This is a genomic window from Thiomonas delicata, from assembly GCF_900088825.1.
Classification (GTDB): Bacteria; Pseudomonadota; Gammaproteobacteria; order Burkholderiales; family Burkholderiaceae_C; genus Thiomonas_A; species Thiomonas_A delicata.
Window position 1 is genome coordinate 1,210,474 of sequence record NZ_LT592170.1, and the last position, 22,614, is coordinate 1,233,087.

The 22,614-nt window shown below is 61.2% G+C and carries 23 protein-coding genes and 1 pseudogene; 12 read left to right on the top strand and 12 right to left on the bottom strand.

The genetic code is table 11. From position 1 onward, the window contains the following. Positions 1-130: 130 nt before the first annotated feature. The gene (locus THIARS_RS05740; RefSeq protein WP_094159827.1) at positions 131-514 is read right to left on the bottom strand and encodes a nuclear transport factor 2 family protein; all 384 of its coding nucleotides are present in this window, start codon (positions 512-514) and stop codon (positions 131-133) included. Between the two features lie 370 nt (positions 515-884). Between THIARS_RS05740 and THIARS_RS05750 the strand changes: the two genes are divergently transcribed. After that, the gene (locus tag THIARS_RS05750) at positions 885-1,922 is read left to right on the top strand and encodes an IS630 family transposase (protein ID WP_094159828.1); all 1,038 of its coding nucleotides are present in this window, start codon (positions 885-887) and stop codon (positions 1,920-1,922) included. On the opposite strand, the gene THIARS_RS05755 is transcribed toward THIARS_RS05750, so the two are convergent. The 4 genes from THIARS_RS05755 to THIARS_RS05770 all read right to left on the bottom strand — a co-directional run bounded on the left by THIARS_RS05755 (position 1,906) and on the right by THIARS_RS05770 (position 4,451). Next, positions 1,906-2,232: a GFA family protein gene (locus tag THIARS_RS05755; RefSeq protein WP_342747734.1), complete on the bottom strand. Its 327-nt coding sequence runs from the start codon at positions 2,230-2,232 to the stop codon at positions 1,906-1,908. The genes THIARS_RS05750 and THIARS_RS05755 overlap by 17 nt on opposite strands. A gap of 68 nt (positions 2,233-2,300) precedes the next feature. Then, the gene (locus tag THIARS_RS05760; protein WP_094159829.1) at positions 2,301-2,768 is read right to left on the bottom strand and encodes a DsrE family protein; all 468 of its coding nucleotides are present in this window, start codon (positions 2,766-2,768) and stop codon (positions 2,301-2,303) included. 84 nt (positions 2,769-2,852) lie between these two features. Continuing rightward, on the bottom strand, positions 2,853-3,830 hold the full coding sequence (locus THIARS_RS05765) for a sulfurtransferase (protein WP_094159830.1): 978 nt from the start codon (positions 3,828-3,830) through the stop codon (positions 2,853-2,855). 147 nt (positions 3,831-3,977) lie between these two features. Then, positions 3,978-4,451: a DsrE family protein gene (locus THIARS_RS05770; RefSeq protein ID WP_094159831.1), complete on the bottom strand. Its 474-nt coding sequence runs from the start codon at positions 4,449-4,451 to the stop codon at positions 3,978-3,980. Between the two features lie 182 nt (positions 4,452-4,633). Here THIARS_RS05770 and THIARS_RS05775 point away from each other — a divergent pair, with 182 nt between their 5' ends. Then, the gene (locus tag THIARS_RS05775; RefSeq protein ID WP_094159832.1) at positions 4,634-5,563 is read left to right on the top strand and encodes a LysR family transcriptional regulator; all 930 of its coding nucleotides are present in this window, start codon (positions 4,634-4,636) and stop codon (positions 5,561-5,563) included. Positions 5,564-5,741: 178 nt separating this feature from the next. Here THIARS_RS05775 and THIARS_RS05780 read toward each other — a convergent pair whose 3' ends face one another. Beyond that, positions 5,742-6,371 (bottom strand): tyrosine-type recombinase/integrase, encoded by a 630-nt coding sequence (locus THIARS_RS05780; protein ID WP_094160649.1) that lies wholly within the window; start codon positions 6,369-6,371, stop codon positions 5,742-5,744. Between the two features lie 405 nt (positions 6,372-6,776). On the opposite strand from THIARS_RS05780, the gene THIARS_RS05785 reads away from it, so the two are divergent. Continuing rightward, positions 6,777-7,208, top strand: a complete 432-nt coding sequence (locus THIARS_RS05785; protein WP_094159833.1) for a GtrA family protein — start codon at positions 6,777-6,779, stop codon at positions 7,206-7,208. A gap of 373 nt (positions 7,209-7,581) precedes the next feature. On the opposite strand, the gene THIARS_RS05790 is transcribed toward THIARS_RS05785, so the two are convergent. From THIARS_RS05790 to THIARS_RS05800, 3 genes are all read right to left on the bottom strand, one after another. Next, positions 7,582-8,226 (bottom strand): ABC transporter ATP-binding protein, encoded by a 645-nt coding sequence (locus tag THIARS_RS05790; protein WP_094159834.1) that lies wholly within the window; start codon positions 8,224-8,226, stop codon positions 7,582-7,584. 9 nt (positions 8,227-8,235) lie between these two features. Then, entirely contained in the window at positions 8,236-9,444 is a 1,209-nt protein-coding gene (locus THIARS_RS05795) for a hypothetical protein (RefSeq protein WP_094159835.1), read from the bottom strand. Positions 9,445-9,637: 193 nt separating this feature from the next. Further along, positions 9,638-10,963, bottom strand: a complete 1,326-nt coding sequence (locus THIARS_RS05800) for an aminotransferase-like domain-containing protein (RefSeq protein ID WP_094159836.1) — start codon at positions 10,961-10,963, stop codon at positions 9,638-9,640. A gap of 84 nt (positions 10,964-11,047) precedes the next feature. Between THIARS_RS05800 and THIARS_RS05805 the strand changes: the two genes are divergently transcribed. The 3 genes from THIARS_RS05805 (at position 11,048) to trbB (ending at position 13,257) form a co-directional block, all read left to right on the top strand. Next, positions 11,048-11,680, top strand: a complete 633-nt coding sequence (locus tag THIARS_RS05805) for a LysE family translocator (RefSeq protein WP_094159837.1) — start codon at positions 11,048-11,050, stop codon at positions 11,678-11,680. Positions 11,681-12,070: 390 nt separating this feature from the next. Further along, positions 12,071-12,310, top strand: a complete 240-nt coding sequence (locus THIARS_RS05810) for a hypothetical protein (protein ID WP_094159838.1) — start codon at positions 12,071-12,073, stop codon at positions 12,308-12,310. Next, positions 12,307-13,257, top strand: a complete 951-nt coding sequence (trbB, locus tag THIARS_RS05815; protein ID WP_094159839.1) for a P-type conjugative transfer ATPase TrbB — start codon at positions 12,307-12,309, stop codon at positions 13,255-13,257. The genes THIARS_RS05810 and trbB overlap by 4 nt, the downstream gene beginning before the upstream one ends. A 4-nt stretch (positions 13,258-13,261) precedes the next feature. Here trbB and THIARS_RS05820 read toward each other — a convergent pair whose 3' ends face one another. Then, positions 13,262-13,951 (bottom strand): TetR/AcrR family transcriptional regulator, encoded by a 690-nt coding sequence (locus tag THIARS_RS05820; protein ID WP_245845552.1) that lies wholly within the window; start codon positions 13,949-13,951, stop codon positions 13,262-13,264. 126 nt (positions 13,952-14,077) lie between these two features. Here THIARS_RS05820 and THIARS_RS19255 point away from each other — a divergent pair. Further along, positions 14,078-14,167: pseudogene (locus THIARS_RS19255) on the top strand (hypothetical protein); the annotation flags it as partial. A gap of 2 nt (positions 14,168-14,169) precedes the next feature. Continuing rightward, on the top strand, positions 14,170-15,129 hold the full coding sequence (locus THIARS_RS05825; RefSeq protein ID WP_013123572.1) for a DMT family transporter: 960 nt from the start codon (positions 14,170-14,172) through the stop codon (positions 15,127-15,129). A gap of 54 nt (positions 15,130-15,183) precedes the next feature. On the opposite strand, the gene soxR is transcribed toward THIARS_RS05825, so the two are convergent. Next, entirely contained in the window at positions 15,184-15,669 is a 486-nt protein-coding gene (gene soxR / locus THIARS_RS05830; protein ID WP_094159840.1) for a redox-sensitive transcriptional activator SoxR, read from the bottom strand. Positions 15,670-15,765: 96 nt separating this feature from the next. On the opposite strand from soxR, the gene THIARS_RS05835 reads away from it, so the two are divergent. After that, positions 15,766-16,953 carry an MFS transporter gene (locus THIARS_RS05835; RefSeq protein ID WP_013123570.1) on the top strand — a complete coding sequence of 396 codons (1,188 nt, stop codon included), beginning with the start codon at positions 15,766-15,768 and terminating at the stop codon, positions 16,951-16,953. An 80-nt stretch (positions 16,954-17,033) separates the two neighbouring features. On the opposite strand, the gene THIARS_RS05840 is transcribed toward THIARS_RS05835, so the two are convergent. After that, positions 17,034-17,342: an ATP-binding protein gene (locus tag THIARS_RS05840; protein ID WP_041608432.1), complete on the bottom strand. Its 309-nt coding sequence runs from the start codon at positions 17,340-17,342 to the stop codon at positions 17,034-17,036. An 88-nt stretch (positions 17,343-17,430) separates the two neighbouring features. Between THIARS_RS05840 and THIARS_RS05845 the strand changes: the two genes are divergently transcribed. The 3 genes from THIARS_RS05845 (at position 17,431) to THIARS_RS05855 (ending at position 22,591) form a co-directional block, all read left to right on the top strand. Further along, on the top strand, positions 17,431-18,621 hold the full coding sequence (locus tag THIARS_RS05845; protein ID WP_196794180.1) for a M55 family metallopeptidase: 1,191 nt from the start codon (positions 17,431-17,433) through the stop codon (positions 18,619-18,621). Positions 18,622-18,672: 51 nt separating this feature from the next. Continuing rightward, positions 18,673-19,668 (top strand): threo-3-hydroxy-L-aspartate ammonia-lyase, encoded by a 996-nt coding sequence (locus tag THIARS_RS05850; protein ID WP_013123568.1) that lies wholly within the window; start codon positions 18,673-18,675, stop codon positions 19,666-19,668. Between the two features lie 382 nt (positions 19,669-20,050). Beyond that, positions 20,051-22,591 (top strand): LPD7 domain-containing protein, encoded by a 2,541-nt coding sequence (locus THIARS_RS05855; protein WP_094159841.1) that lies wholly within the window; start codon positions 20,051-20,053, stop codon positions 22,589-22,591. The last annotated feature ends 23 nt before the right edge of the window (positions 22,592-22,614 follow it).

The window sequence follows — 22,614 nt, forward strand, 5'->3', positions numbered from 1 at the left end:
TGAGCCGTCTTCAGGCTGACCGCTTCAGATGACTGGTATTCACAACTTATCGGTCAACGACGTTTGAATTCACCGGCCTGCGCAGCTTTTCGCGCAGGTCCGGTGGAATGATGGGTTGGGCCGCACATTGCTATTTGGGTTGCACGACGGTGGCCTGACCAGCGACGACTTGCCAAGAATTCTTTTGGGATCGTTGCCACACGCGAGAGAACCGAACGTCCTCTTGAAACGGTGAACCGCTAAAAGCACCCGACAAGCGCATCCGAACGGAGACATAACCTAGGCCATTAAGAATCAACACCTTTCGCTCTGACGGCTCAATAGCCTGGAACTTCAGTGCGCCAGAACGGTGAATCTCCAGATCATCTTGCTTGGAAATTGAGCTTCCGAAATGGGTGGTAAAGATAAGACTCGGCGAGATCAAGGCATCAAGCGACTCAACGTCAGATGCGAGCATGGCAAGCCTTAGCTCTTCCTCTACTGCGTCAATTTGGTGTTCGATACTTTCGAGCATTGAAGAGATTCCTTGGGTGAGGTTTTGCCGCCTAGGTCGTTCGCATCCTGAGCGGTAACTCCCGCGCTGGCAAGGCTCCGCGGCCTTGCGACCGCCCAACGCCAGGGCGGAGCGTCGCGCAACGGGGCAGTGAGCGGCCGAGGCTAGCTCTCGATGATTCAGAATCTTCTGCGGTTATGTCCCACTTTTTGAAGGTTGAGGGGGCTGATGCTCAAACATCTCCAAGTTGGGATCGAAGCATGCCCAAGCTGGCGCACTGGCAACCCAGATGTTTGCGGCTGGGCGGACGGAGGATGGATTGTCCAGCGTGCCTATAGATGCAGCCCATAAATAGTCTGAACTTTTGGCTATTGTCGTGGTCAGATAGGGCATGGATAGTGAAGATGCCCGCCGGCTCAGTCCGGCCGAACAACACGAACGTCGCCGTCAGGTCATTCGGGCGTACCAGCGCAAGGTCAACAAGCGGCAGATCGCGCGCGATGTGGGGCTGAGCTATTCAGCGACCTGCAAGATCATCGACCGCTTCGCCGCCGAAGGCATGGCGGGCCTGGCGCCACGTCGGCGCGGTCGCCGGGTCGGAGACCAGCGGGTGCTCACGGCCGAGCAGGAGGCGCACATCCGCCAGACGATCTGCGACAAGCGCCCCGAGCAGCTGAAGATGGAATTCGCCCTGTGGAGCCGTGTGGCCGTCATGGAACTCATCGAGCGCGAGTGCCAGGTCCGCTTGCACGTGCGTTCGGTGGGGAAGTATCTGGCGCGCTGGGGCTTCACGCCGCAACAGCCGATCAAGCGGGCGTACGAGCAGTCGCCCGCTGCGGTGCGCACGTGGCTGCACGAGACCTATCCGGGCATTGCTGCGCGCGCGAAGGCGGAGGATGCGGAGATCCACTGGGGCGACGAGACCGCCTTGGTGAACACCGATGTGCGCGGCCGCAGCTTCGCGCCCAAGGGCAAGACCCCGGTGGTGATGGCCGTCGGCGGCACGCGCCAGAAGCTGTCGATGCTGGCCAGCGTCACCAACCAAGGCAAGGCGCGCTGGATGATCATCGACGGCGCGTTCAATCACGAGCGGCTGATCGAATTCTTCGAGGCGTTGGTCGCCGACGCCGGGCGCAAGGTGTTCCTGATCCTGGACAACCTTGGCGTGCACCACTGCAAACCGGTCAAGGCGTGGCTGGCTGCGCACACCGATCGGATGGAGGTGTTCTATCTGCCCAGCTACAGCCCGGAGCTCAACCCCGAGGAGCGTTTGAATGCCGACCTCAAGCACGTCATCCGGCGCAAGGTGCCGACACGGACCAAGGCCAAGCTGCGTGCCGCCACCGAGGAACACATGGCCGTGATCGGCAGCGAACCTGAACGCGTCAAAGCCTACTTCCGCGACCCTCGCGTCAAGTATGCCGCTTGATACTGTTTGTGGGCCTGATCAATAGGCGAACCACTGTCACGCCAGGACGGGTCGAAGAATCCGCGAAGAGATGAGAGCCGCAATGTGGGCAAAATTTGCGGTTGATGACATTTCCGCTGTCGCTCTCGCTGGTGAATACGCTCATCTCGCCGGACACTTCCATGCCATCCGTCGGGAAAATTGCGTTGGCAGTTCCGTTGCCTGAGAAGTGTTGGCATGTCCGGCACCAACAAACTCTGGAAACAACAGGATCCATTACGAGCTTGTAGCGCACCTTTCCGCAGAGGCATCCGCCTTCACGCTGCGTCATGATGGTCTTCGGTATTCGGCTTGCATTGAAAACACGCTGTGCGATTGGCGGGAGTTGCCTCGACAGGCTCAGGGCTTGATGTAGTACCAACCTTCGGATTGCAGCTTGACCAATTCATACACACCAGTCTGGACGAACGTGGCTTCGAGGACGACGCGCTTCTTCGGAATTCTAAGAAATGTCAGCGTATTGACGCAGGCTTTGAACTGCACGCCCTGGTTGGCCAAGCTGCCAATTAAGCCTTCGAACAGCGCGCCTTGCGGAGTTTTGGTGCCATTCAGCAAAAAGTGAATGGCCTTGCCGTAGCCCACGACGATGAAGCGCATCTTGGGGTCGAGTTGCAGCACGTTCTGGATGTTGATCAGGCCTTCATAGGCCTGCTCCAGACCGTCGCTCAACTGCATGGCGACTTTCCAGGGCTCGGAGGATATGGGCTTGGCGGACACAGGTCCCTGGCTCTGCGCCTGTGCCACGCCGGCAACGCCGAGCCCCGCCAGACCAACGCCGAGCAGTTTGATGCGATCACGTGGGTTCATGAGCGTCTCCTAGTCAGTGTGTTCGTCCAAGCGCGAAGGTTTGACCACAGGAACTCTGATCGGACAGCCTGCTAGTCGCCAAACTCAGCCCGGCAGTCCGACCGTGGGGTTGCCCAAGTTGGTCCACTCGTTCATCGAACCGGCGTACATTCTGGAATCCTGGTTGCCCATGATTTCGTGCACCACGAACCAAGCGCCCGAAGCAAGATGACCCGTGTTGCAGTAGGTGGTGGTGGGCGCGCTGTCGCTAATGTTGGTGACGTGGAAGATTTGCTTGTAGTCCGCAGCGTTCATGAACATCGTCGCGCCACGGTCATCCTTCACAATGGCATCGATCGGGAACGACTTCGCACCAGGCAGATGACCAGCGGTCTTGTCGATAGGCTTCTTGGCAATACCCAGGAACTGTGCCGTCGGGCGCGCATCGATGTACTGCTCGGTGCCGCGCCTCAAACCTTCCTTGACTTCCGACGTCGTGGCCAGTAGCGCCTTGTTCTCGTCCATCGCTTTCCAGTCGCCTTTAGAGATTGGCGCGGGCTTTGTGCTCACGGGGAAGCCCGCGTTCAACCAGGCGTTGGTGCCGCCGTTGAGAATGGCGACCTGGCCATGGGGCACGCCAAAGTAGCGCATCTGAAAATACAAGCGGGCGCCGTAATCCATCGTGAACACGGTGGCGCCAGTGGGCACGATGATGATGGGCTTACCGCTGTTCAAGCCGACTCCATCCATCACCCTGGTGAAGTACTCCGCGGTTGGCATCATGGCCTTGAGCTTGATGCCGTCCACCGTGCGAGCCTCACGAATATTGTTGAAATTGACTTGCAAGGCACCTGCAATATGCCCACCGCTCTTTGTCACCATGTTGTTGGTCATCACCGGCTTTTCGTCGAACGATTTAAGGCCGTCGCCATCGCGAATATCCAGCACAACGACGTCAGCCAAGTGGGCTTTGAGCCATTGCGGTGTGACCAGCGGACCGGGCACACCCATGGCCATGGCGCCTTGCGCGGTAGTGAAGCCCAAGCCCAGAACGGTGGCGCACATCAGATATTTGAATTTCATCGCAACTCCTCCTTGGTATATATCGATCGGGCTGCACCCTGCATTGCAGAGCCGCTTCAAAGTCGCGACCTGACAAGTTAATGGCTGGCAGGCGCCGCCTGACGACCACGAGTCGTGGTCGTTGAACATGGGGGTTGAAACTTGCTGTTAGGGTTTGATGTAGGAATAGCCCAGCGCTTGTTTCTTCACCAGATATACAACGCCAGATTTTGTATAGTTCAGGTCCGGCAACATGTCTTGTTTCGTCAGCTTGTCTTTTCTCATGGTGTTTTCGCATGCGATTAGCTTGACTCCCCGCGCAATTGCATTTGATATTCTATTGGCCGCAACGGATTGCATTTCTAACATAGGCAAGCCTGGGCCATACGCGACAATTGAAATGTCCACGTTGCCTTTGCCGAGATCTTCCTGAACATTTTCTGCATTATTCAAAGCGAGATTCCATCGCTTTGGATTGTTATCGCTCACTTGAATAACAACCTTTGTAATCTTACTTGCGACGCTATCTTGACTGGACTCATTGCCTGCCGTTGTCGCCAACGCATTATGGCTCAACAAAAAGGCAGCAAGCACTAAAATGGCAATAGATGGAGCGGCCGAGAAAATGGTGTTTGCTTTCATTTGCTATCTCCTTTAGTGAAAATAAAGCATCTAATATAAATGGCTTAGTGGTCTTAGTGGTCTTTGCAATTTTCCAGATGGATACGAGGAGTCAGCGCAAAGCCACAACGCATTCTGTCAGTGATCACTTGTTTGTTAAATGGCTTATTTCGCACTAGACTGCTCCAAATAGTGGAGCAATCATGGACAAACTCAAAGCCATGCAAACCGTGGTCAGCATTGCAGATGAAGGCAGTCTGACGGCGGCCGCCATAGCGCTCGATTCGTCGCTTCCTGCGGTGGTGCGCACACTGGCACAGTTGGAGGCGCACCTAGGCATCCGTCTGTTCAACCGCACGACGCGACGGATTTCACTGACAGAGGAAGGTCAGCACTACATCGATAGCAGCCGCCAGTTGCTGACGGCGATCGAGGAAGCGGAATCGGCCTTGACCACGGATGCGGTCGAGCCCAGAGGCCAACTGACGATCACGGCTCCAGTGCTTTACGGGCAAATGCATGTCGCGCCTTCAGTGACGCGGTTCGTTCGGCGCTACGACAAGGTGCGTGTCAATCTCCTGCTGTCCGATCGCAGGGCCAACTTGCTAGAAGAGCATATCGATGTGGGAATTCGCATTGGCGCTCTGGACGATTCATCGCTGATTGCACAGGCTTTGGGCAGTGTGCGCCGCATTGTCGTCGCCAGCCCTGAATATCTCGCATGTCATGGAGTGCCCAACCATCCGTCGGATCTGCTCAAGACCAATTGCGTGCGATTCTCTAACGGAGCGGGTCCGTGGTGGACGTTTTATGAAAACAACAAACCATTCAAGGTCGCTGTGAGCGGTAATCTAATGTTCAACCTCACCGCCCCAGCCATCGAAGCTTGCACGGCCGGTTTGGGTTTCGGCATGTTTTTTTTATATCAAGTAGCGCATCAACTCGCGCATAATGATCTTCGCGTCGTTTTGGCATCGTTCGAGCCACCTGCGAAACCGATCAATCTTGTTTACCCGCATGCGCGACTACTGCCAGCTCGAATTAAGTTTTTTACCGAGTGGATGAAGCGGGAGCTATCTGAAGGGCACCTCGAAAAAACCTCCCCCTGTGCCGACAACACAGGCATGATGTGAGATTGTGTGAGGTGAAGGGGTGGAGATAACCAATGTCAGGGCACCTCAATCCTGACAATGGGGCTGACACGGTCAAGTTTCTGTGTTCAGCGGTCACAGGGGTGACGACTTGGGTGGGCATGCGAAGGACAGATCTTGGCCGACTCCTGCCGTCGCAGGAATCGGTCCGAAAAGACCTTCAGATTTCGGTCTGTTCAGCGATATCGAGCGCATCTTCTACTTCGATGCCCAAGTAGCGGACTGTGCTCTCCAACTTGGTGTGGCCCAGCAAAAGCTGGACGGCGCGCAGGTTCTTGGTCTTTCGGTAGATGAGCGTTGCCTTGGTGCGCCGCATGGAGTGCGTGCCATAGGCGTGGCCCTCAAGGCCAATTTCCTCGACCCAACCGTGAACAATACGGGCGTATTGCCGAGTTCCGAGGTGCGGGGATGTGCGCGTTCGACTTTTGAAGAGATAGTCGTCGCCTCGCAGCCCGGCCATTTTGATCCAGGCCCCGACCGCGTCGCGCGCAGCAGCAGTGATCTCGAACTGCACAGGGTTGCCAGTCTTGTGCTGGACTACGATCGCCCGACTGGCGATTGCGTCGCCATGGCATACGTCACGGACGCGTAGGGCGACGAGATCACAGCCTCGGAGCTTGCTGTCCAAGCCTAGGTTGAGCAAGGCCAACTCGCGCGTGCGGTGCTGCATTTGCAGACGGACGCGGATGGCCCAGATGTCTTTTAGCTTGAGCGGTGCCTTCTGCCCGACGACCTTGCCCTTATTCCATGGGGCGGTTGTGTTCTGCCGACCCGAATCGTGTGTGTTCATGGCGATCCCCTGAGAGAACATCGCCGGCAACATGCCAGCGACGCGACCAACGACGGTCGCGCGCCAACTTTGCGCCAGAACCTCGAAGGCAGGAGTCGGCCAGGAGCAGTCCAACGCGACGTTTGCGAAGTTGCGCTTTGAAGGGCTGCCTCACTCTGAAACCTGCCGGACGGTGAACGCGCGCTCCTCGGCCGAAGCGGGCACTGGCTGCAACCCGCGCCGACAGCAGCAATGCGCCAGGCAGCGGTCGCCGCGATCAACGGCCCCCTGGCCTGTGCGGCTGCCATCCTGGCCTGTCAACCCAACCGGCTTCCGCTGAACCCGGGGCGGTTCAAACCGAGACAAGCGGGGCGCCTCGGATATGAGCGGCCGAGCGCATCGGACCGTGCGGTGTAAGCTATCCGCATGAAGATTTCGACTGTGTCACTGCTCGCCGTTGGTGGCCGTTTCGTTCGCTTCGCGGTTGTCGGAGCGTCTGGCACAGCGATCCAATACATTGTCCTGGGCTTGGGTGTTGAGTGGTTGCATTGGTCTCCAGTCGATGCCTCTGCTGCAGGATATATCCTGGGTTCAATTTCAAACTATGGACTGAACCATGCATTCACATTTCGAAGTGCGAGACGTCATAGCTCCGCAGCACCGCGTTACTTCATGGTCTTGGGAATCGGTTGGTTAATAAATACGGGATCAATGGCGATTTTAGTCAACGCAGTCCATGTAAATTATTGGATCGCTCAGATTTTCGTAACAGGCTTCGGATTAATCTGGAATTTTCTTGGCAGTCACTTTTGGGCGTTCCGGGAGGTGGCAAATCCCGCTGCGGAAATAATCGACTGAGGCCGTCGCTACCTTCGCCGACTGTGCATTACCTAGGGCTCGATGGCCGAGGGACAAAGGACGCGTGGAGCACAGGACCGCTTGAGTTCATGGTGCTCCTCCTTTCGATGATCGGAGCCGAATGCCTCGGTCACCAACATAGTGATTGCCATTCTTCCGAAGCCGCGCAGCCCTCCCCGGAGCGCTTGCCGCGAAGGCTGCTTAGGTCATGGCCGAGGTGCCGACGTTGGACGGGTGACCGGAGGTCGGCCAAAACGGGCGTCGGGCATGGCAGATGGCGGTGGCAGCAATGCGGAGGTCAGCGGTCGCTGGTGGCGTCGGACGGGTAGGAGCTCCGAGGCGATTCGGATTGCAGACCGGGCACCACCAAAGTTTAGCCGGCCCTCCTGTCTCGACTCGGTCGGCCCGCAACCTCATCGATGTCGACCACCGTCGCGCCGCATGCCTCGACAAACGCGGCATCATGGCTGGCAAACAGGGTCAACGCATGTTGCGATCTGTCGGCAATTCGACGCGCCAACGCAGTGCGGGCGGCATGATCCAGGCCATTGCTCGGCTCATCGAGCAAGAGCACCGGCGCGTCGCCGATCCAGGCAGCGCAAAGCAGATACTTTTTTTGCGTGCCCAGCGACATAGCCGAGAAACGAGCGGCCAGATAGGGCGTCAAACCCAGTTCGTCAATCATCTCCTCCATTGATCCGCAGCCATCGTACTTCCGAGTCTGCACAACAAAATCGAGGAAGTCGCGGCCGGTGATGAACGGGTAAATCGAGCTCGTATCTGGCGCATATCCCAGACGCTTGCGTGCTTCTACAGGAGCGGCTTGCAAGCTCAAGCCTTCGATCCAGACCTCTCCCGCATCCGGCGCGATAGCCCCCGCAAACAAGGCCAGTAGCGTGGACTTTCCTACACCATTCGGACCTTGCAGGGCGTATGCACCGAGCCCGAGTTGGCCAGTGATCGCGTCAATGACTCGCCGGCCGGCGTATGCCTTGGACAGTCCCTCGAAGCGCAGCATGGCGTCCCCCTAGTGAATCGTTGCCGCAACCGCGGCGGCGGACCAGGCACCCGCCGTCAGGGCGGCGAGCAACGTGGCCTGCCGTCCACCGCGTAGCAGGGGCCAGCGCAACGCCACGATGAGCCCCCAATAAGCCAGGAGCAGCGGTAGTGCGGGGGCCCGTGCATCCGATGCCCGCAGGTACAGCGGCACCAGCACGACGGTTGCGGGAACGGTGCCCAGAATCACAAGAAAACGCGTGTCCCGTACGAACCAGGAATGCCTGGGCAGAGGCAAGGCATTCAGGTATGTCGACACGCGAGCATGGGCATCCCGCAGGGTGCGGTACCACCCCGCGGAAATCAGCGCGAGGACGGCAAGTGCCAAGGCGATGGTCGGCAAGGCTCGGCTGTCAAAACCGAAAGCGACACAAAGGGCGTTGGCGCCCACTACGATCCCCAGTTGGCTCGCAACGCGCAGCAGTGTCACGGGTTGCGCCAAGAGGGCCTTGCATTGGATGCGTACGTCCGGCGGCAATACGCGCAACAACTGTGGAGCCAGCGGTCGCTTGTTCGTGCGCCATCGGGTGGAATGACGCGGGAAAGGGGCAAGGGTCGATAGGCCGAGACCGAGCGCACCAAGGAACATGATCCCTTGCTGTGGTGGTGTGGACACTTCCAGTGCCTGGCTCAACAAGAGCGTTGCCATCAGGACGGGAATCACCCCAAACCAACGCCGCTCGACGACCGTGAGCTGGAGCAGCAGTGCCAAGGCCGTGGTAACCAGGACCGCGGCAAGATCGCGACCGCCATCCGTCTGCGCTCTGGCGGACGTCACCAGCAACGTTGCCACAATCGGAGCAATCAGCACGGTATTGGCAGGAATCAGGACGGCCAAATCCACGATGCGAAGTACTGTCTTGGTCAGCGGCAGTGTTTGCAGGTAGCGACGACCTTCACCACCGGAAAGCGCTTGGCGTTGCACCAAGGCCCAAAGTGCAGCGACAACGAGGAGCGCACCCAATCGCACGATATGCCAAAGGAAGTCGTGCCCCGGTTGGAACGTCTGAAGCAAGGGATAGGACAGGGCGAAGAGCAAGCCGCGCAGTGGCGTGTCCATCGGTACGAGAATCCCGGCCAAGACGAACCACTGCCAATGGCGCTGCATGGCACGTGTGGTGACCGTGCCCCACCAGCGAAGGCGCCAAGCAATCAACTGGCGAATGATCAAGTAAGGCATGACATCATGCGGCGGAACGCAAGAGCGGGTTGCCGGACATTGTGCAACAGAGACATGATGGCGGGTGGCCCTGCAAGCGGTCAGTGAGTTGCTGGATCCCAGCGACAGCAACCGCTGCAATGCGGTCGTCGGGTTGGGGCTCGGGAATGACCGGTCAGGCCGATGAGCGACCGTCAGACCGAAAGGTCATGGGTCAGATCAATGCGCGGCGGACTTTATGCAGAGCATCGCTGAGCTCGTCCAGTGAAAGGGAGCCGATCGCCAATCGAAGCGCATGAGGAGTACTCGGAGTCGTCGAGAACGGTTCAGCCGTTGTCACAAGCACGCCCTCACACTCCAAATCAACCGCGACACGGTCGGCGCGCAGCTCGTCGGGTAACTCGAGCCACAGGTAGTAGGACGAACGATGAGCGACGATGGTTGTGCCGCGCAGGATACGGCGCGCCAGAAGCTGCCGACGCCGCGCGTCCTCGCGTTTTCGGTCCTCAAGCGCATCGACGGTCCCATCGACGATCCATTGGCACGCCAGCGCCACGGTCAGCGACGGCGTATTCCACGTCGACACGCGAATCGCCCTCTCGAGCGCCGGCACTAGGCGCCGCGGCGCGGCCACGAATCCCAGCCTCAGCCCGGATGCCACGCTTTTCGACAGCCCGGAAACGTAGACAGTTCGCTCAGGCGCGTGCGTGAACACGGGTTTTGGCGCGGGTTCGGCCAGGAAGGCGTAGGCGCCGTCCTCGATCACCAGGAAGTCGTGTCGTTCGGCGAGCTCAGCCAGACGCAGGCGGTCGGACTCGCCCATCACCCAGCCCAGCGGGTTATGCAGTGTGGGCATCGTGTAGAGGGCGCGTACCGGGCGCCTGCGGCAGAGAGCTGCGAGGTGATCCAGGTCCGGACCGCACCCTGCGTGAGACGGCAGCGGCGCAAGGTCTAAATTGTGCTGCTCGGCGAGCGCCTTCATGCCGGGATAGGTCAGCGAGTCAATGGCGAGAATGTCTCCAGGTTGCAGAAGCCCCATCACGGTCACGGCCAGACCCTGTTGCGCACCGTTGACGATCAGGACTTGCTCGCCGGGAACCCGGATGTCCCGGTTGCGTAGGTGCCTGGCCACGATCTGCCGTTCATGCGCGCGGCCGCCCTGTGGCGCGGAGTGGAGCAGCGCATCGATGTCGCCAGCCGCGGAGAGGTTACGCAGGCCGGCGCGCAGCAACTCGTCTTGCCCCGGAAGCGACGGGTAGTTGAACGTCAAGTCGATGGCGGCCCCTTGCGCCGGGTGTTGTTCGAGTCCCAGCCCGCGCGGCAGCGAGGTATCGCGCACGAACGTACCTCTTCCCACCTCCCCGACCACCAATCCGGTGGCCGCCAGTTCCGCATAGACGCGCGAGGCGGTCGCCAGGGCGATGCCGTGCTGTCTCATCAGCGAGCGCACCGTGGGCAGCTGTGTACCGGGCGGAAGCGCTCCGGCACGAATGCTGCAGACCAGTTCATCGACGATAGATTTATACCGCAGCTCGCGCATCGGGTGTATCTAGAACAATAGTTTGTTTGTATCAGTTGTGAAGGCTAAGCTCGGTTCCGCGTTTATGCAACAGCCCCCGCCACCATGATCGAGACTCCCACTCTGTTGATCTTCGCGACCGCGGTTCTTGCGCTCATGCTGTCGCCGGGGCCGAACATGGCTTTCGTGATGACGCACGGCGTGACGCATGGATTCATGGGGGGTGCAGCAGCGGGGCTCGGCATCGGCCTGGCCGACCTGATCCTTACCGTGCTGACAGCAAGCGGGGTGGCGGCGGCGGTCACTGCATGGCCTCCTTCTTTCGATTTAATCCGCTATGGCGGTGTGGCCTATTTGCTAAGGCTGGCCTACAAGACCGTGCCTCGTGCAGGTACGCGGCATCAGCCGGAGCCCTCGCGAGCGACGCTGCGTGAGGTCTTCCTGCGCGCCATGCTGAACAGTCTTCTGAATCCGAAGGCCTTGCTGTTCTTCCTGGTCTTTCTGCCGCAATTCGTCGTTCCGGGTGGAGCGCCAATGTGGCAACAGTTGCTCGTGCTCGGCTGCGTTTTGACCATGCTCAGCACTCTGTTCCATACCTTGCTTGGTGCTGTCGCCGGCTCGACGAGGGGCTTTCTCGGGCGCCACGCAAGAGCCGTCAAGTGGCACTCCCTCGGGCTCGCATTCTTACTCGTCGTGCTGGCGATACGGCTGGCGGTAATGTCCCGCGGCACGCTCTGATGCTTGCACTCATCGTTGGAGATGGCCGGTACTCAGCATCCCGCCCTGACGAGTGACAGCAGTTGGGTTCATTGCCGACGTTCTGCTCGGCAATTCGAACGGCAACAAAGGCCGAGGACCGGTCTCCCGGTCGGGCGGATCGGCCCCAAGTCCAGCGTGCCGCGTAGGCCGATCGATACACTGGTGCCAGTGGCGGCTTTGGATCAGAACGACTGGCGGGTTTGATCAGACTACGCAGTCTGGAGGAAAAGTCTTCCTGAGCTGCTCCACCCTGGCTGGGAGGCGACCTTGCAGGGACTCGCAACACGCGCGCTGGTTCACCCCTTCCGTCCCCACCCCGCAGAGTCAGGGCAGGGCGCCAACGTCTGGCGCCGCAACCCTGGAGCAGTCATGGCAATCCCCGGAAAACTCTACGTCGTCGGCTTTGGCGGAAAAGACTATCTCGTGCGCGCATTCACCCTGCGCGGCGCGGCCAAAGGCCTGATCCGATCCCTCACCGAGTCCACCCTTGAACACACCCGCCCGGCCAGCCAGGACGACATCCTGGGGCTGGCCGGCAACGGCGTGCGCCCCATCGACGTGACGGCTACCGAACCCGAAGATCAGCCCGGTGCCGAGGAGCAGGAGTGAGCGCGCAGCAGCTCACCCACGCCCGCCAGTCCGAAGCCCTGCGCCGGGCCATGGGCGCGGACATCCTCACCCCGCTCGAAGATCCCCAGGTCGTCGAAATCATGCTCAACCCCGACGGCACGCTCTGGGTGGATCGACTGGGAGAGGGCATGCAGCAGACCGGCCGTATCGACGCCGTGCTGGCGCTGACCATCGTCAACACCGTGGCGGCCATGCTCGATACCGTGGTGACGCCGCAGCAACCCATCCTCGAATGTGAGCTGCCGCTGGACGGCAGCCGCTTCGAAGCCCTCATCCCCCCGCTGGTCGAGCGCGCCAGCTTCGCCCTGCGCAAGAAGGCGACACTGATCTTCACCCTGGGCGACTACGTGGACAAGGGCATCATGACCCCGGCGCAGAAGCAGGCCATCGAGCAGGCTGTGGCCAGCCGGCACAACCTGCTGGTCTGCGGCGGCACCGGAACCGGAAAAACGACCCTTGCTAACGCCATCCTCGATGCCGTGGCCCGGCTTGATGGTGAGCATCGCATCGTGGTCATCGAAGACACGCGTGAACTGCAGGTCAATGCCGAGAACGTGGTATTCCTGCGCACATCCGACAACACCGACATGACGCGCCTACTGCGCGCCACCATGCGCCTGCGTCCGGACAGAATCGTGGTCGGCGAAGTGCGCGACGGCAGCGCCCTGGCCCTGCTCAAGGCCTGGAACACCGGCCACCCTGGCGGTGTGGGCACCGTGCATGCGAACGACGCCAGCGCGGCGCTGATCCGCATCGGCCAGCTCATTCAGGAGGCAGGAGTCCCGCCCAACCCCGAACTCATCGCCGAAGCGGTGAATGTGGTCGTGTCCATCAAGCGCACCGCCGATGGCCGCAAAGTCGAGGAGGTTGCGGCTGTGCGCGGCTGCTCGGCCAGCGGCGGGTTCCACGTCGAGCGCATAGCTTGACGCTTTACAAATTCCGAAGCGAACCGAGCCGATGTTCAGATCGACAGTTGCCATCGACACCGATGTATTGATCGGCTGACGCTGCGCGCTGGCGATGAGCGCGGCCTCCACCCCCGGCGCCTGCAGGCCGAACAAGAAGCGTGATCTGAAGCGCCGCCAAATCGCGCAGCCGCATTGGTTCATGATAGATGCGCTCCATGACGGCAAGCCCGCGCGTAAACGCAATGATGGCCTGAGCGGCTTTGTCAGGCGGCACAGCCAGTGATGCCCGCAATGCGTCGCGGGATAACGCCTCGGCGATGACCGCCTCCAACTGTTCCAGCAGGTCACGCACGCGGTTCTGCATCGACTCCCCGATCACGTCACTCTCCACGGCTGTCTTGGTCGTGAAGCAGCCCCGAGGCGGCACATCGGCCGTCATGCTGGTGATAGACACGTCGAAGAAACGCTCCAGCGCGAGACGCGCGGAGGGCGCATCCAGCGCCTGCCGAGACTCGGCAAGAACGCGCTCCGCATATCGATCGAACGCCAACTGAAAAAGGTGCTCCTTGCTGCCGTACGCGTGGTACAGGGAGCCGCGCTGAACATCGGTGGCCTCGGCCAAATCGGCCATGGAGGTTGCCTGCCAACCCTTTGCCCAGAACAGATCCAGCACCTTGCTGAGCACGGCTTCCTCATCGAATTGCCTGACCATGACCATCGGATTTGGGCCCTCAACTCTCTCTATTTTGACGATAATGTCAACGTTGACTACTATGGCAATTCTAGCGCGGTTGCCCGAAGACTCTTCTGAACTGTCCGGCCACAAGAATCTGCGGGTGAACAGTTGGATTTCGTCGTGGTCGTCCTCTTCGGCCCACGCGAAGACGTCGAACCACTGACCAAGCGATTTTCACTCTTCAAGGGATAACCATGGACAGAATTCAACGTCCCGCCAACACGGAGGTCGCCAGCGGAAAATCTGCTCGTGATGGCTGGGCCGCCGTGCTCACCGCCGCCACGCTGTGGGGGACAACGGGCATCGTGTTCCACGCGCTGGGCACGTCGGGTGGCGCCAACGCGGTCTCGATCAGTTTTCTGCGGCTTGCGCTGTCCGTACCGTTCCTGCTGGTCATGGCCCGCATCCGTATGGGAATTTGGCTCGCACCGCTGACGGTGCGCGGCTTCTTCCTGCTGGTCTGGCTTGGACTCGCGATGGCTTCCTATCAGCTCACTTATGTGTTGGCCATCGATCGCGTTGGTGTCGCCATCTCCGTACTGATCAGCATCTGCCTTGCCCCGATCTTCGTGGCGTTGATCTCGGTGGTGTGGCTGGGTGAGCGCCTGCAACCGCGGACCCTGGTCGCGTTGGTGACAGCCATCGTGGGGACGGTGTTGCTGGTGGGCTTGCCCACCGAGGTCAACCAGAACACCGATGGCTTCTGGATCGGCGTGGCAATTGCCGTTGTATGCGCGGTCTGCCAGGCGTTCTACGTGCTTGCAGCTCGCGCCTCGAGCGGAGTCTGCGGGCCCATGCACGCCGGAGGAATCGGCTTCGCCATCGGAGCACTTGCGTTGCTCCCCTTCGGCTTGGTCGAGGGCTTGCAACTGAGCTATTCGCCTAGCGGTTGGGCAATGCTTTTGTATGTGGCAGCAGTGCCGACGGCGATTGCACAGACCTTGTTCCTTACCGGGCTCAAAGGCACAGGCGCCATCGGCGGTGCGATCGCGAGCCTGCTTGAGCCGCTGGTAGCGACCGTGCTTGCTGTCATCCTGCTGCATGAGCGCATGACGTGGGTTGGGGTGCTCGGCGCTGTCGTCCTGCTGAGCGGGATCGTGATCATCCAGTGGACGCCTAAGAAACAAGTCCCCGTCGTGGCGACGCCCCTCTGAGTAAGCCGACCCACACAACGACAAAGCGCATAAGCTCATACCTTCATACCAATATCAACGCTGAGCCACGCTTGCTTGCGCAAGCTGGGTTGAGAGCCTGCGTGGCCCGGCGCCTTCGACGCCCAGCACATCCTCCGGATTGCGCAGCGGGCAATCCGTGATAGACAGACAACCACAACCAATGCAGGCAGAGAGTTCGTCGCGCAACTGCATCAGCTGCGCAATCCGAACGTCCAGGTCGGACGCCCAACGGGCGGAGAGGTGGGCCCAATCCCTTGCCGTCGGCGTCCGCCGTTCGGGCAGGGTATCCAGGGCGCGGGCGATCTCCTGCAAGGGAATGCCTGCACGTTGAGCAATGCGGATGACGGCCACCCGCCGCAAGACGTCTCGGCGGTAGCGCCGATGGTTTCCTGCATTGCGCACCGCCCGCAGCAGCCCCTTGGCCTCGTAGAAATGAAGCGTGGAAACCGATACGCCACATCGCGCGGCGACCTCGCCGACGGACAGAAACCGAGACACAGTGGACGGCAGAGCAGGCATGGTGCTTGACCTCAAGTTAAGTGGAGCTTTTAGCATGCTCCGCAGGTCGTGCCAAGAACCTTTCGGTGTTCGCATGACGTCCAAAGGAGAAGGTTGATGCAGAACGTGGAATCAGCGGCGCATCGTGCGGCACTTGCGGGGGTGATCGCCAGCAATGGCGTCGCGGCGATGGCCTACGGCCTGCTGCAGCCGGTGCTGACCATCCGCTTGGCCCACGCCGACCACAGCGATCTCGTGATCGGAGCTGTGGCCAGCGCCTGGGCCTTGGGGATCGTCGCAGGCAGCCCCTTCTATGCCCGGATCATCCGGCGTTTCGGGCGCAAACCGTCGCTCCTCTTTGGCCTTTTTAGCGCCGGAATGTTGATGCTGCTCTTCACGACCACCAGCCAAGTCATGGTGTGGGGTCTCTTGCAATGCATCCAGGGCCTGGCGTTCGGTCACTTCTGGGTGTTGAGCGAATCCCTGATCAATACCTGGGTCGCCCCCTCCGTGCGTGGTCGCGTGGCAAGTCTGTATGTGACCGTGCTGGGAGTGTGCGGTGCGCTGGGGCCGTTGTGGATAAACGTGATTGGAACGGGCGGTGTCTTGCCGTTTGTCACCTGTGCGGCTCTACTTGGAGTGGCAGCGACGCCGCTGCTCTGGATGCAGGACTCAGAGACAAGAACGGAGGAAGCCCAACAGCCGCCCCGGCATGCCGCCGCGATACTTATGGCCTTCCCGGGTTTGATCGTACTGGGTTTCGCAGCGGGCTTTGCGGATCACGGCCCTCAGAGTCTGCTCCCGCCTTTTGCCCTCGACATGGGGGCCACAGTCCACGCGGTGTCGCTGATGCTGTTTGCCATGGCGCTGGGACGGGCGCTGTTCGTGGTGCCGATCGGCATTCTGGCGGACCGGAGCTCTCTAGAGCGCGTTCTGGCCGCGTGTGCGGCGACGACGGCTGTTCTGGTCGTCGGCGTTTATCTGCTCTGGTCGCATGTGTGGGTCGCACTGATCCTTTGGTTCATTCTGGGCGCCTTGTTCGATGCCTTCTATGCCTTGGGCATGACCTGGATCGGGCATTTTGTTCCCGCACCCGATCTTCCGGTGGCGAACACCGCATTCGTGGTGCTACACAGTCTGGGTGGGTTTGGCGGGACGACGCTGCTTGGCGCTGTCATGGATTGGTGGGGGCCGGTGGGATACCCGCTCGCGATCAGTGGGTTCGCGGTTCCTGTGGCGTTGCTATGGATGCAGGCCGCTGGCCGTACGCGTCAAAGGATTCGCGAAACAGACGGAGTCGTTTGACGCGCCGATGGGTTGGGGGATGAAGTGTGCCTTGCTGAAGGCAATACACACAGGCCCCCGCATCTCAATAGGGATCCTGATCATGGATCCTGATCATCTGCCAGGATCAACCCGATGTCTTCATCTTGCTGCGTGAATGGCAGATGTGTCGTCGCCGTCAATCCACCGCCCTTGCGTTCAAGCAAAGTTGGGTGGCCACCATGCAGACGGGCGATGCGGTCGACAATTGCCAGGCCAAGACCACTGCTGGCGCTGAGGTCGACACGGATGAATGGCCGGATGAGTTCGTCGCGCTGCACTGCGGGAATGCCCGGGCCCTGGTCGAGAACTGCCAATTCCACCGCCTTGTCGAGCCGGTGCAGGCGGACCTCGATTTGGCCCCCCGGCATACTTGGCAGCGTTGTCCAGCAGGTTCATGATCGCGCGTCGAAGTGTCACGGGTCGGCCCCTGATGTGGCAACTGTCCAGCACGTCCAGATGCAGCTGCTCGGGCGGCAACATGTCAATCGCGACCTGGCGTGTCAGGACTGCCAAGTCGAGACGCTCGGACACCTCCTCGGCGCCCACGCGCGCAAAGTCGATGAACTGCCCAACGATGGTGTCGGCGGTGGCAATGCTCCGCTTCATCGTGGCGACGAGTTCGGCATCGGCGCCCACAGGTTACCCATCCCATGCCCCCGGAAATCGCCCAACTGCAATCCGTCCGGGCCAGAGCAGGTCGACAACGCGCGATTTATCTCCGCGCCAGGGCAGGAGGTGACCGCACGCTCGGTACCGTCGGCGGCGGAGGGGGCATCAAGCTACTGTGGAGGAACCGATATATTCGCAACCATCGCCCCTGTGGGTGATCCCAGCGCGGACGCCAGAACCATGAAAATTTTCATCAGCGCAGACATCGAGGGCATCGCCGGCATCTCACATTGGGACGAGGCCAGCCTCCACAAACCTGACTTCTCCATTTTCCAGGAACAGATGACCGCAGAAGTCACCGCGGCCTGCGAAGGAGCGCTGGAGGCGGGGGCAACCGAGATCTGGGTCAAGGACGGGCATGGCACCGGACGCAATCTCCTGGCGTCCCGACTGCCGCCCCCGACCCGGCTGATCCGCGGCTGGAGCGGCCACCCCTATCAGATGCTCCAGGAACTTGACGAGACCTTCTCCGCAGTCGTCATGATCGGGTATCACGCCGCGGCTGGCGCCGCAGGCAATCCGCTCAGTCATGCTTTGACGAAAGGCCTGGCCGAGCTTCGTATCAATGGGCGGCATGCCTCTGAGTTTTTGCTGAACGCCTACACGGCTGCGCTGCTTAAGGTGCCGGTCGCTCTGGTGTCGGGTGATCAAGCACTGTGCGATGACGTCGTCGCCGTCAATCCATCGATCCAGACGGTGCCTGTGAAGGCGGGCGTCGGCGATTCCACCGTCAGCCTGCATCCGGGTGAGGCTGTCCGACGGATTCGCGAGCAAATTGCCCACGCTTTGCGGACCGATCTGACGTCCTGTGGCCTGGACCTCCCTGAGCATTTCCGCGTTGAACTGCGCTACAAGGAACACACCGATGCCTATCGGAATGCGTTCTATCCCGGGGCAAAGCTGAAAGACGCCTGCATCATCGTCTTTGAAACGCCGGACTATTTCGAGGTGCTCCGCTTTCTCTTGTTCACGGCGTGAATGTCAACAGTCCATCCAGGTGCTCCGAAGGTGCACGCGCAACGAACCCAAATGCATCCCATCAACCTACCCACCTACTCCGACGTGATTGCCGCGTCTGAACGCATTGCTGACCACGCCCACCGAACCCCGGTGCTGACGTCACGCACTGCGGATAACCATCTCGGCTGCGAGTTATTCTTCAAAGCAGAGAACTTTCAGCGCATGGGGGCCTTCAAGTTTCGTGGCGCGTTCAATGCTTTGTCACGATTCGACGCGGCCCAGCGTCGCCAAGGCGTCGTGGCGTTTTCTTCGGGAAATCATGCGCAGGCGATCGCGCTTTCGGCCAAGCTGCTGGGCATTCCCGCAACGATCGTCATGCCCCGCGATGCACCGGTCATGAAGGTCGAGGCGACCAAGAGCTACGGCGCTCAGGTGGTGACCTACAACCGCTACGAAGAAGACCGTGAGCAGATCAGCCGCACACTCGCAGAACAGCAGGGCATGACCCTGATTCCGCCGTATGACCATGCTGACGTGATCGCTGGACAAGGCACCGTTGTAAAGGAGTTGATCGAAGAGGTTGGACCCCTTGATGCCCTGTTCGTCCCTCTTGGCGGCGGCGGATTGTTGTCGGGGTCCGCCTTGTCCGCGCGGGCGCTGTCTCCGCTCTGCCAGATCTACGGGGTGGAACCTGAGGCAGGAAACGATGGCCAGCAGTCCTTTCAGACGGGGAGCATCGTGCACATCGACACGCCAAACAGCATCGCTGACGGCGCACAGACGCAGCATCTCGGTCAACTGACCTTCGCCATCATCCGGGAGAGGGTCGCTGATATTTTGACCGTCAGCGACGACGATTTGGTGCACGAGATGCGGTTCTTCGCCACCCGGATGAAAATCCTCGTCGAGCCGACGGGTTGCCTCGGCTTTGCTGGAGCGAGAGTGAGTTCCGAGGGCCTCCGTGGAAAGCGTGTCGGCGTTGTCATCAGCGGAGGCAATGTCGACCTAAGCAGGTTCTGCGCGCTGACGAGCAAGGGAGGCCGCTCGCCGACGGATCCGATCTAACGCAGCATCTCCCGGAGCAACCATGATTATCAACATGGCGTGTTGAAGCCGGCGCCAATTCAAGCCTGACGCCGCGCGCAGCTCGTTTGCCGTAGCCCAGTCGCCGATCGGCATGTGACTCAAATTGGCACCGGCGCCAATACGAATGACGCAAATGTGGTCCTGAGCGGACATGTTGGTGCAATGGTCTGATAGACGGCAATGGCCGGGACCCGCCTCCAAATGATGATGATCGGTTCCAACGCCAGGCCGCTGCGGTAGCCAATCAACATGTCGGTGCCGTTGACAGCCTTCGATCGGGGTCGATTACTGGTTGAAGCGACGAAGACGGCGGGCCTGATCAGACGACGCACCATCTGTCCCCACCCTGCAGAGTCAGGGCATGGACACGACGCACCTCACCCCGTTTCTCGATTTCGCCCGCCTGCACGATGTGCACATCGACCCGCAGCGTCTGCAGGTCGATGGCCGCATCCACCGCGCCGATGTCGGCGACCGCCCCAATGGCAGGAACGATGCCGCCTACCTGCTGCGCGAGGACGGCACCGGCTGGGTGACGAACTTCAAGGCCGATGGCAAACCCATCGCCTTCCGCCCGGAACTGGCGCGAGAGCGCACGCCCGAAGAACAACAAAAGGCCCAAGCCGAGCGCGCCGCCTGGTTGCAGCAGCAGGCCGAGCGTCAAAAGGCCGCCCTCACCGGCAGCCTGTCGCGCTGGGAAGCCAGCCATGAGCCGCGCAACTTCCCCTACCTGCAAAACCCCGCACTGCCCACGGCGGGACTGCGGCAGCACAGCGCGCAGCTGCTCGTGCCCATGCTCAAACTCACCGACGGCGAGCCCGAATGGGTCGGCATGCAGCGCATCGCCTGGGCGGCGCCGGGCCAGTCCGCCGACAAGCGCTTCGTCGCCGGCACGCCCACACAGGGCGCCTTTGCCGTCATCCCCATCGACGGCCAGGACGCTGAAGCCCCGCTTCGCGCCTTCGAGACCGCCAAAACCGCCCCCCATATCGTGATGTGCGAGGGCATCGGCACGGCGCTGGCCCTCCATCAGGCCACAGGACTGCCCGTCATCGCCGCCCTCTCGGCGCAGAACCTGCCCGAGGTGGCCCGCACCCTGCACGAGCAGGTGCAGGGCCGCGTGACCCTCTACGCCGACAACGACGGCGAGCGCGCCGCACGCAAAGGGCAAATCAATGCCCTCAAAGCCGCCCGCATCCTTGGCAGCGCGCACACAACCATCGCCCTCCCAGAAAAACCCAACGGCGTCACGCCCCCCGGCTACGACGCGCGCGACCAACTCCGCGACAGCGGGCCGGAATCGATCCGCAACACCCTGGATCGCGCCGTCCCGCCGTGGACCTTCCAGCGCAGCCATCCCAGCCTCGCGCCACCCACTGGGCAAGGGCGACAGCCCAAGCCCCCCATTCCCCATCTCAAGCAGGAGCAATCGATGGAACCACAAGCCGAAACCGAACCGACGCCGCACATCCCCTCCGATGAACCCGTCCCCGTCCAGCAAGCCGTGACCGCGCAGCGAACGGAGTTCGCCGATCTCAACGCCGCTCTGGAGCGAGTCGAGTCCGAACAGGAGCCGAAGCCACAACCACAGCAAAAGGAGACGGAGGTCAGCGACGCACAAAAAGAAGAAGCCGCGTTGCTGAATGCCTGGCGCGAATCCGCCCAGCCCGCTCGCGAACAGCGCGCCAAGGCCTGGCAGGACTTGAACGCCCAGCAGCAAGCCGCGCGGGAGTCTCTGTTCTCCACCCTGGCCCAGCAACGCGCCGAAACCCTCAAGAGCGGCGGCGACCTCGATGTGCATGCGTTTGAATCCGCCAAGCAGATCGAGCATTTGCAAAAAACCCAGGCGGCGCAGCGCAAAACCCTGGCCAGCAGCCTGCCTCTACCGCCGACCCTGCGTGAGTTCCTGGAACCGCGCGCCGAGCACGACCCCATCGCCGCCCGTCTGCTCGAACAAGAAAAAACCCGCGACCCTTCGCCGGAAAGCATCCGCGGCCGCCGCGTGGCCGACGTGGAGCCCGAAGTGCTCGACGGCCTGACCCACGACATCGAGGACGGCCCGCCCAAAGCCGTGCACTACGCCCGCGATGGCGAGAAGGTGATGACCGACCGGGGCGAGCGCGTCGATCTCTATCAGGTCGATGACCGCGAGATCGAGTCGGCGCTGCGTCTGGCCGAGCAGAAGTACGACATGGACAAAGGCCTGCAGCTCACCGGCAGCCGCGAATTCCAGGAGCGCGCCGCCGAAATCGCCGGGCGCATGGGTCTCAAAGTCCAGAACCCCGAACTGCAGCAGGCCTGGCAGCTCGGCCGCCTGCAAACCCTGCAGAGCGAAGAGCTGGGTGCCGACACCCATCTCACCGCCCCGGCGCTCGGACAGGGCGCCATCGAGTCCGCGCACCCCGAACGGAGCGGCGACGGCCGCACCTACGCCGTGGACACGCAAGCCCTGCAGGCCGAAGCCCTGCTCGCCAAGCTCGACATCCACGGCTTCGACGCCCTCGACCGCGCGTCACGTTACCAGCCCCTCACACCGGATCAGCGCATGGCGTTGCAGGGTCACGATGAACAGACCCGCCTGATCGACGACCAGGATCGCCTCACCCCGCTGGGCAAACAGGTGACCGAGCGCATGTGGGCCAAGATCGAGACCGAACGCGAGCAGCTTCAGCAGCAACTGCGCACCCGCAACATCGACGAGGAACTGAAAAAACGCGAAGCGCAGGAAGAGAAGAGAGAGCACGTCGAAGAAGAGGCGCAGGACAAGGCCGTCGAACGCGAGATCGTCGCCCACGAGCGGGCCGAAGAGCGCGCCGAAGAACGCGAAGTCGAAGCCTCGCAGCGCCCCCCCGTCAGGCCACGCCCCCGGCAACCCAGCCGCGACATGGGGCTGGGCGGCTGAACCTCCTGTCCCCACCCCGCAGA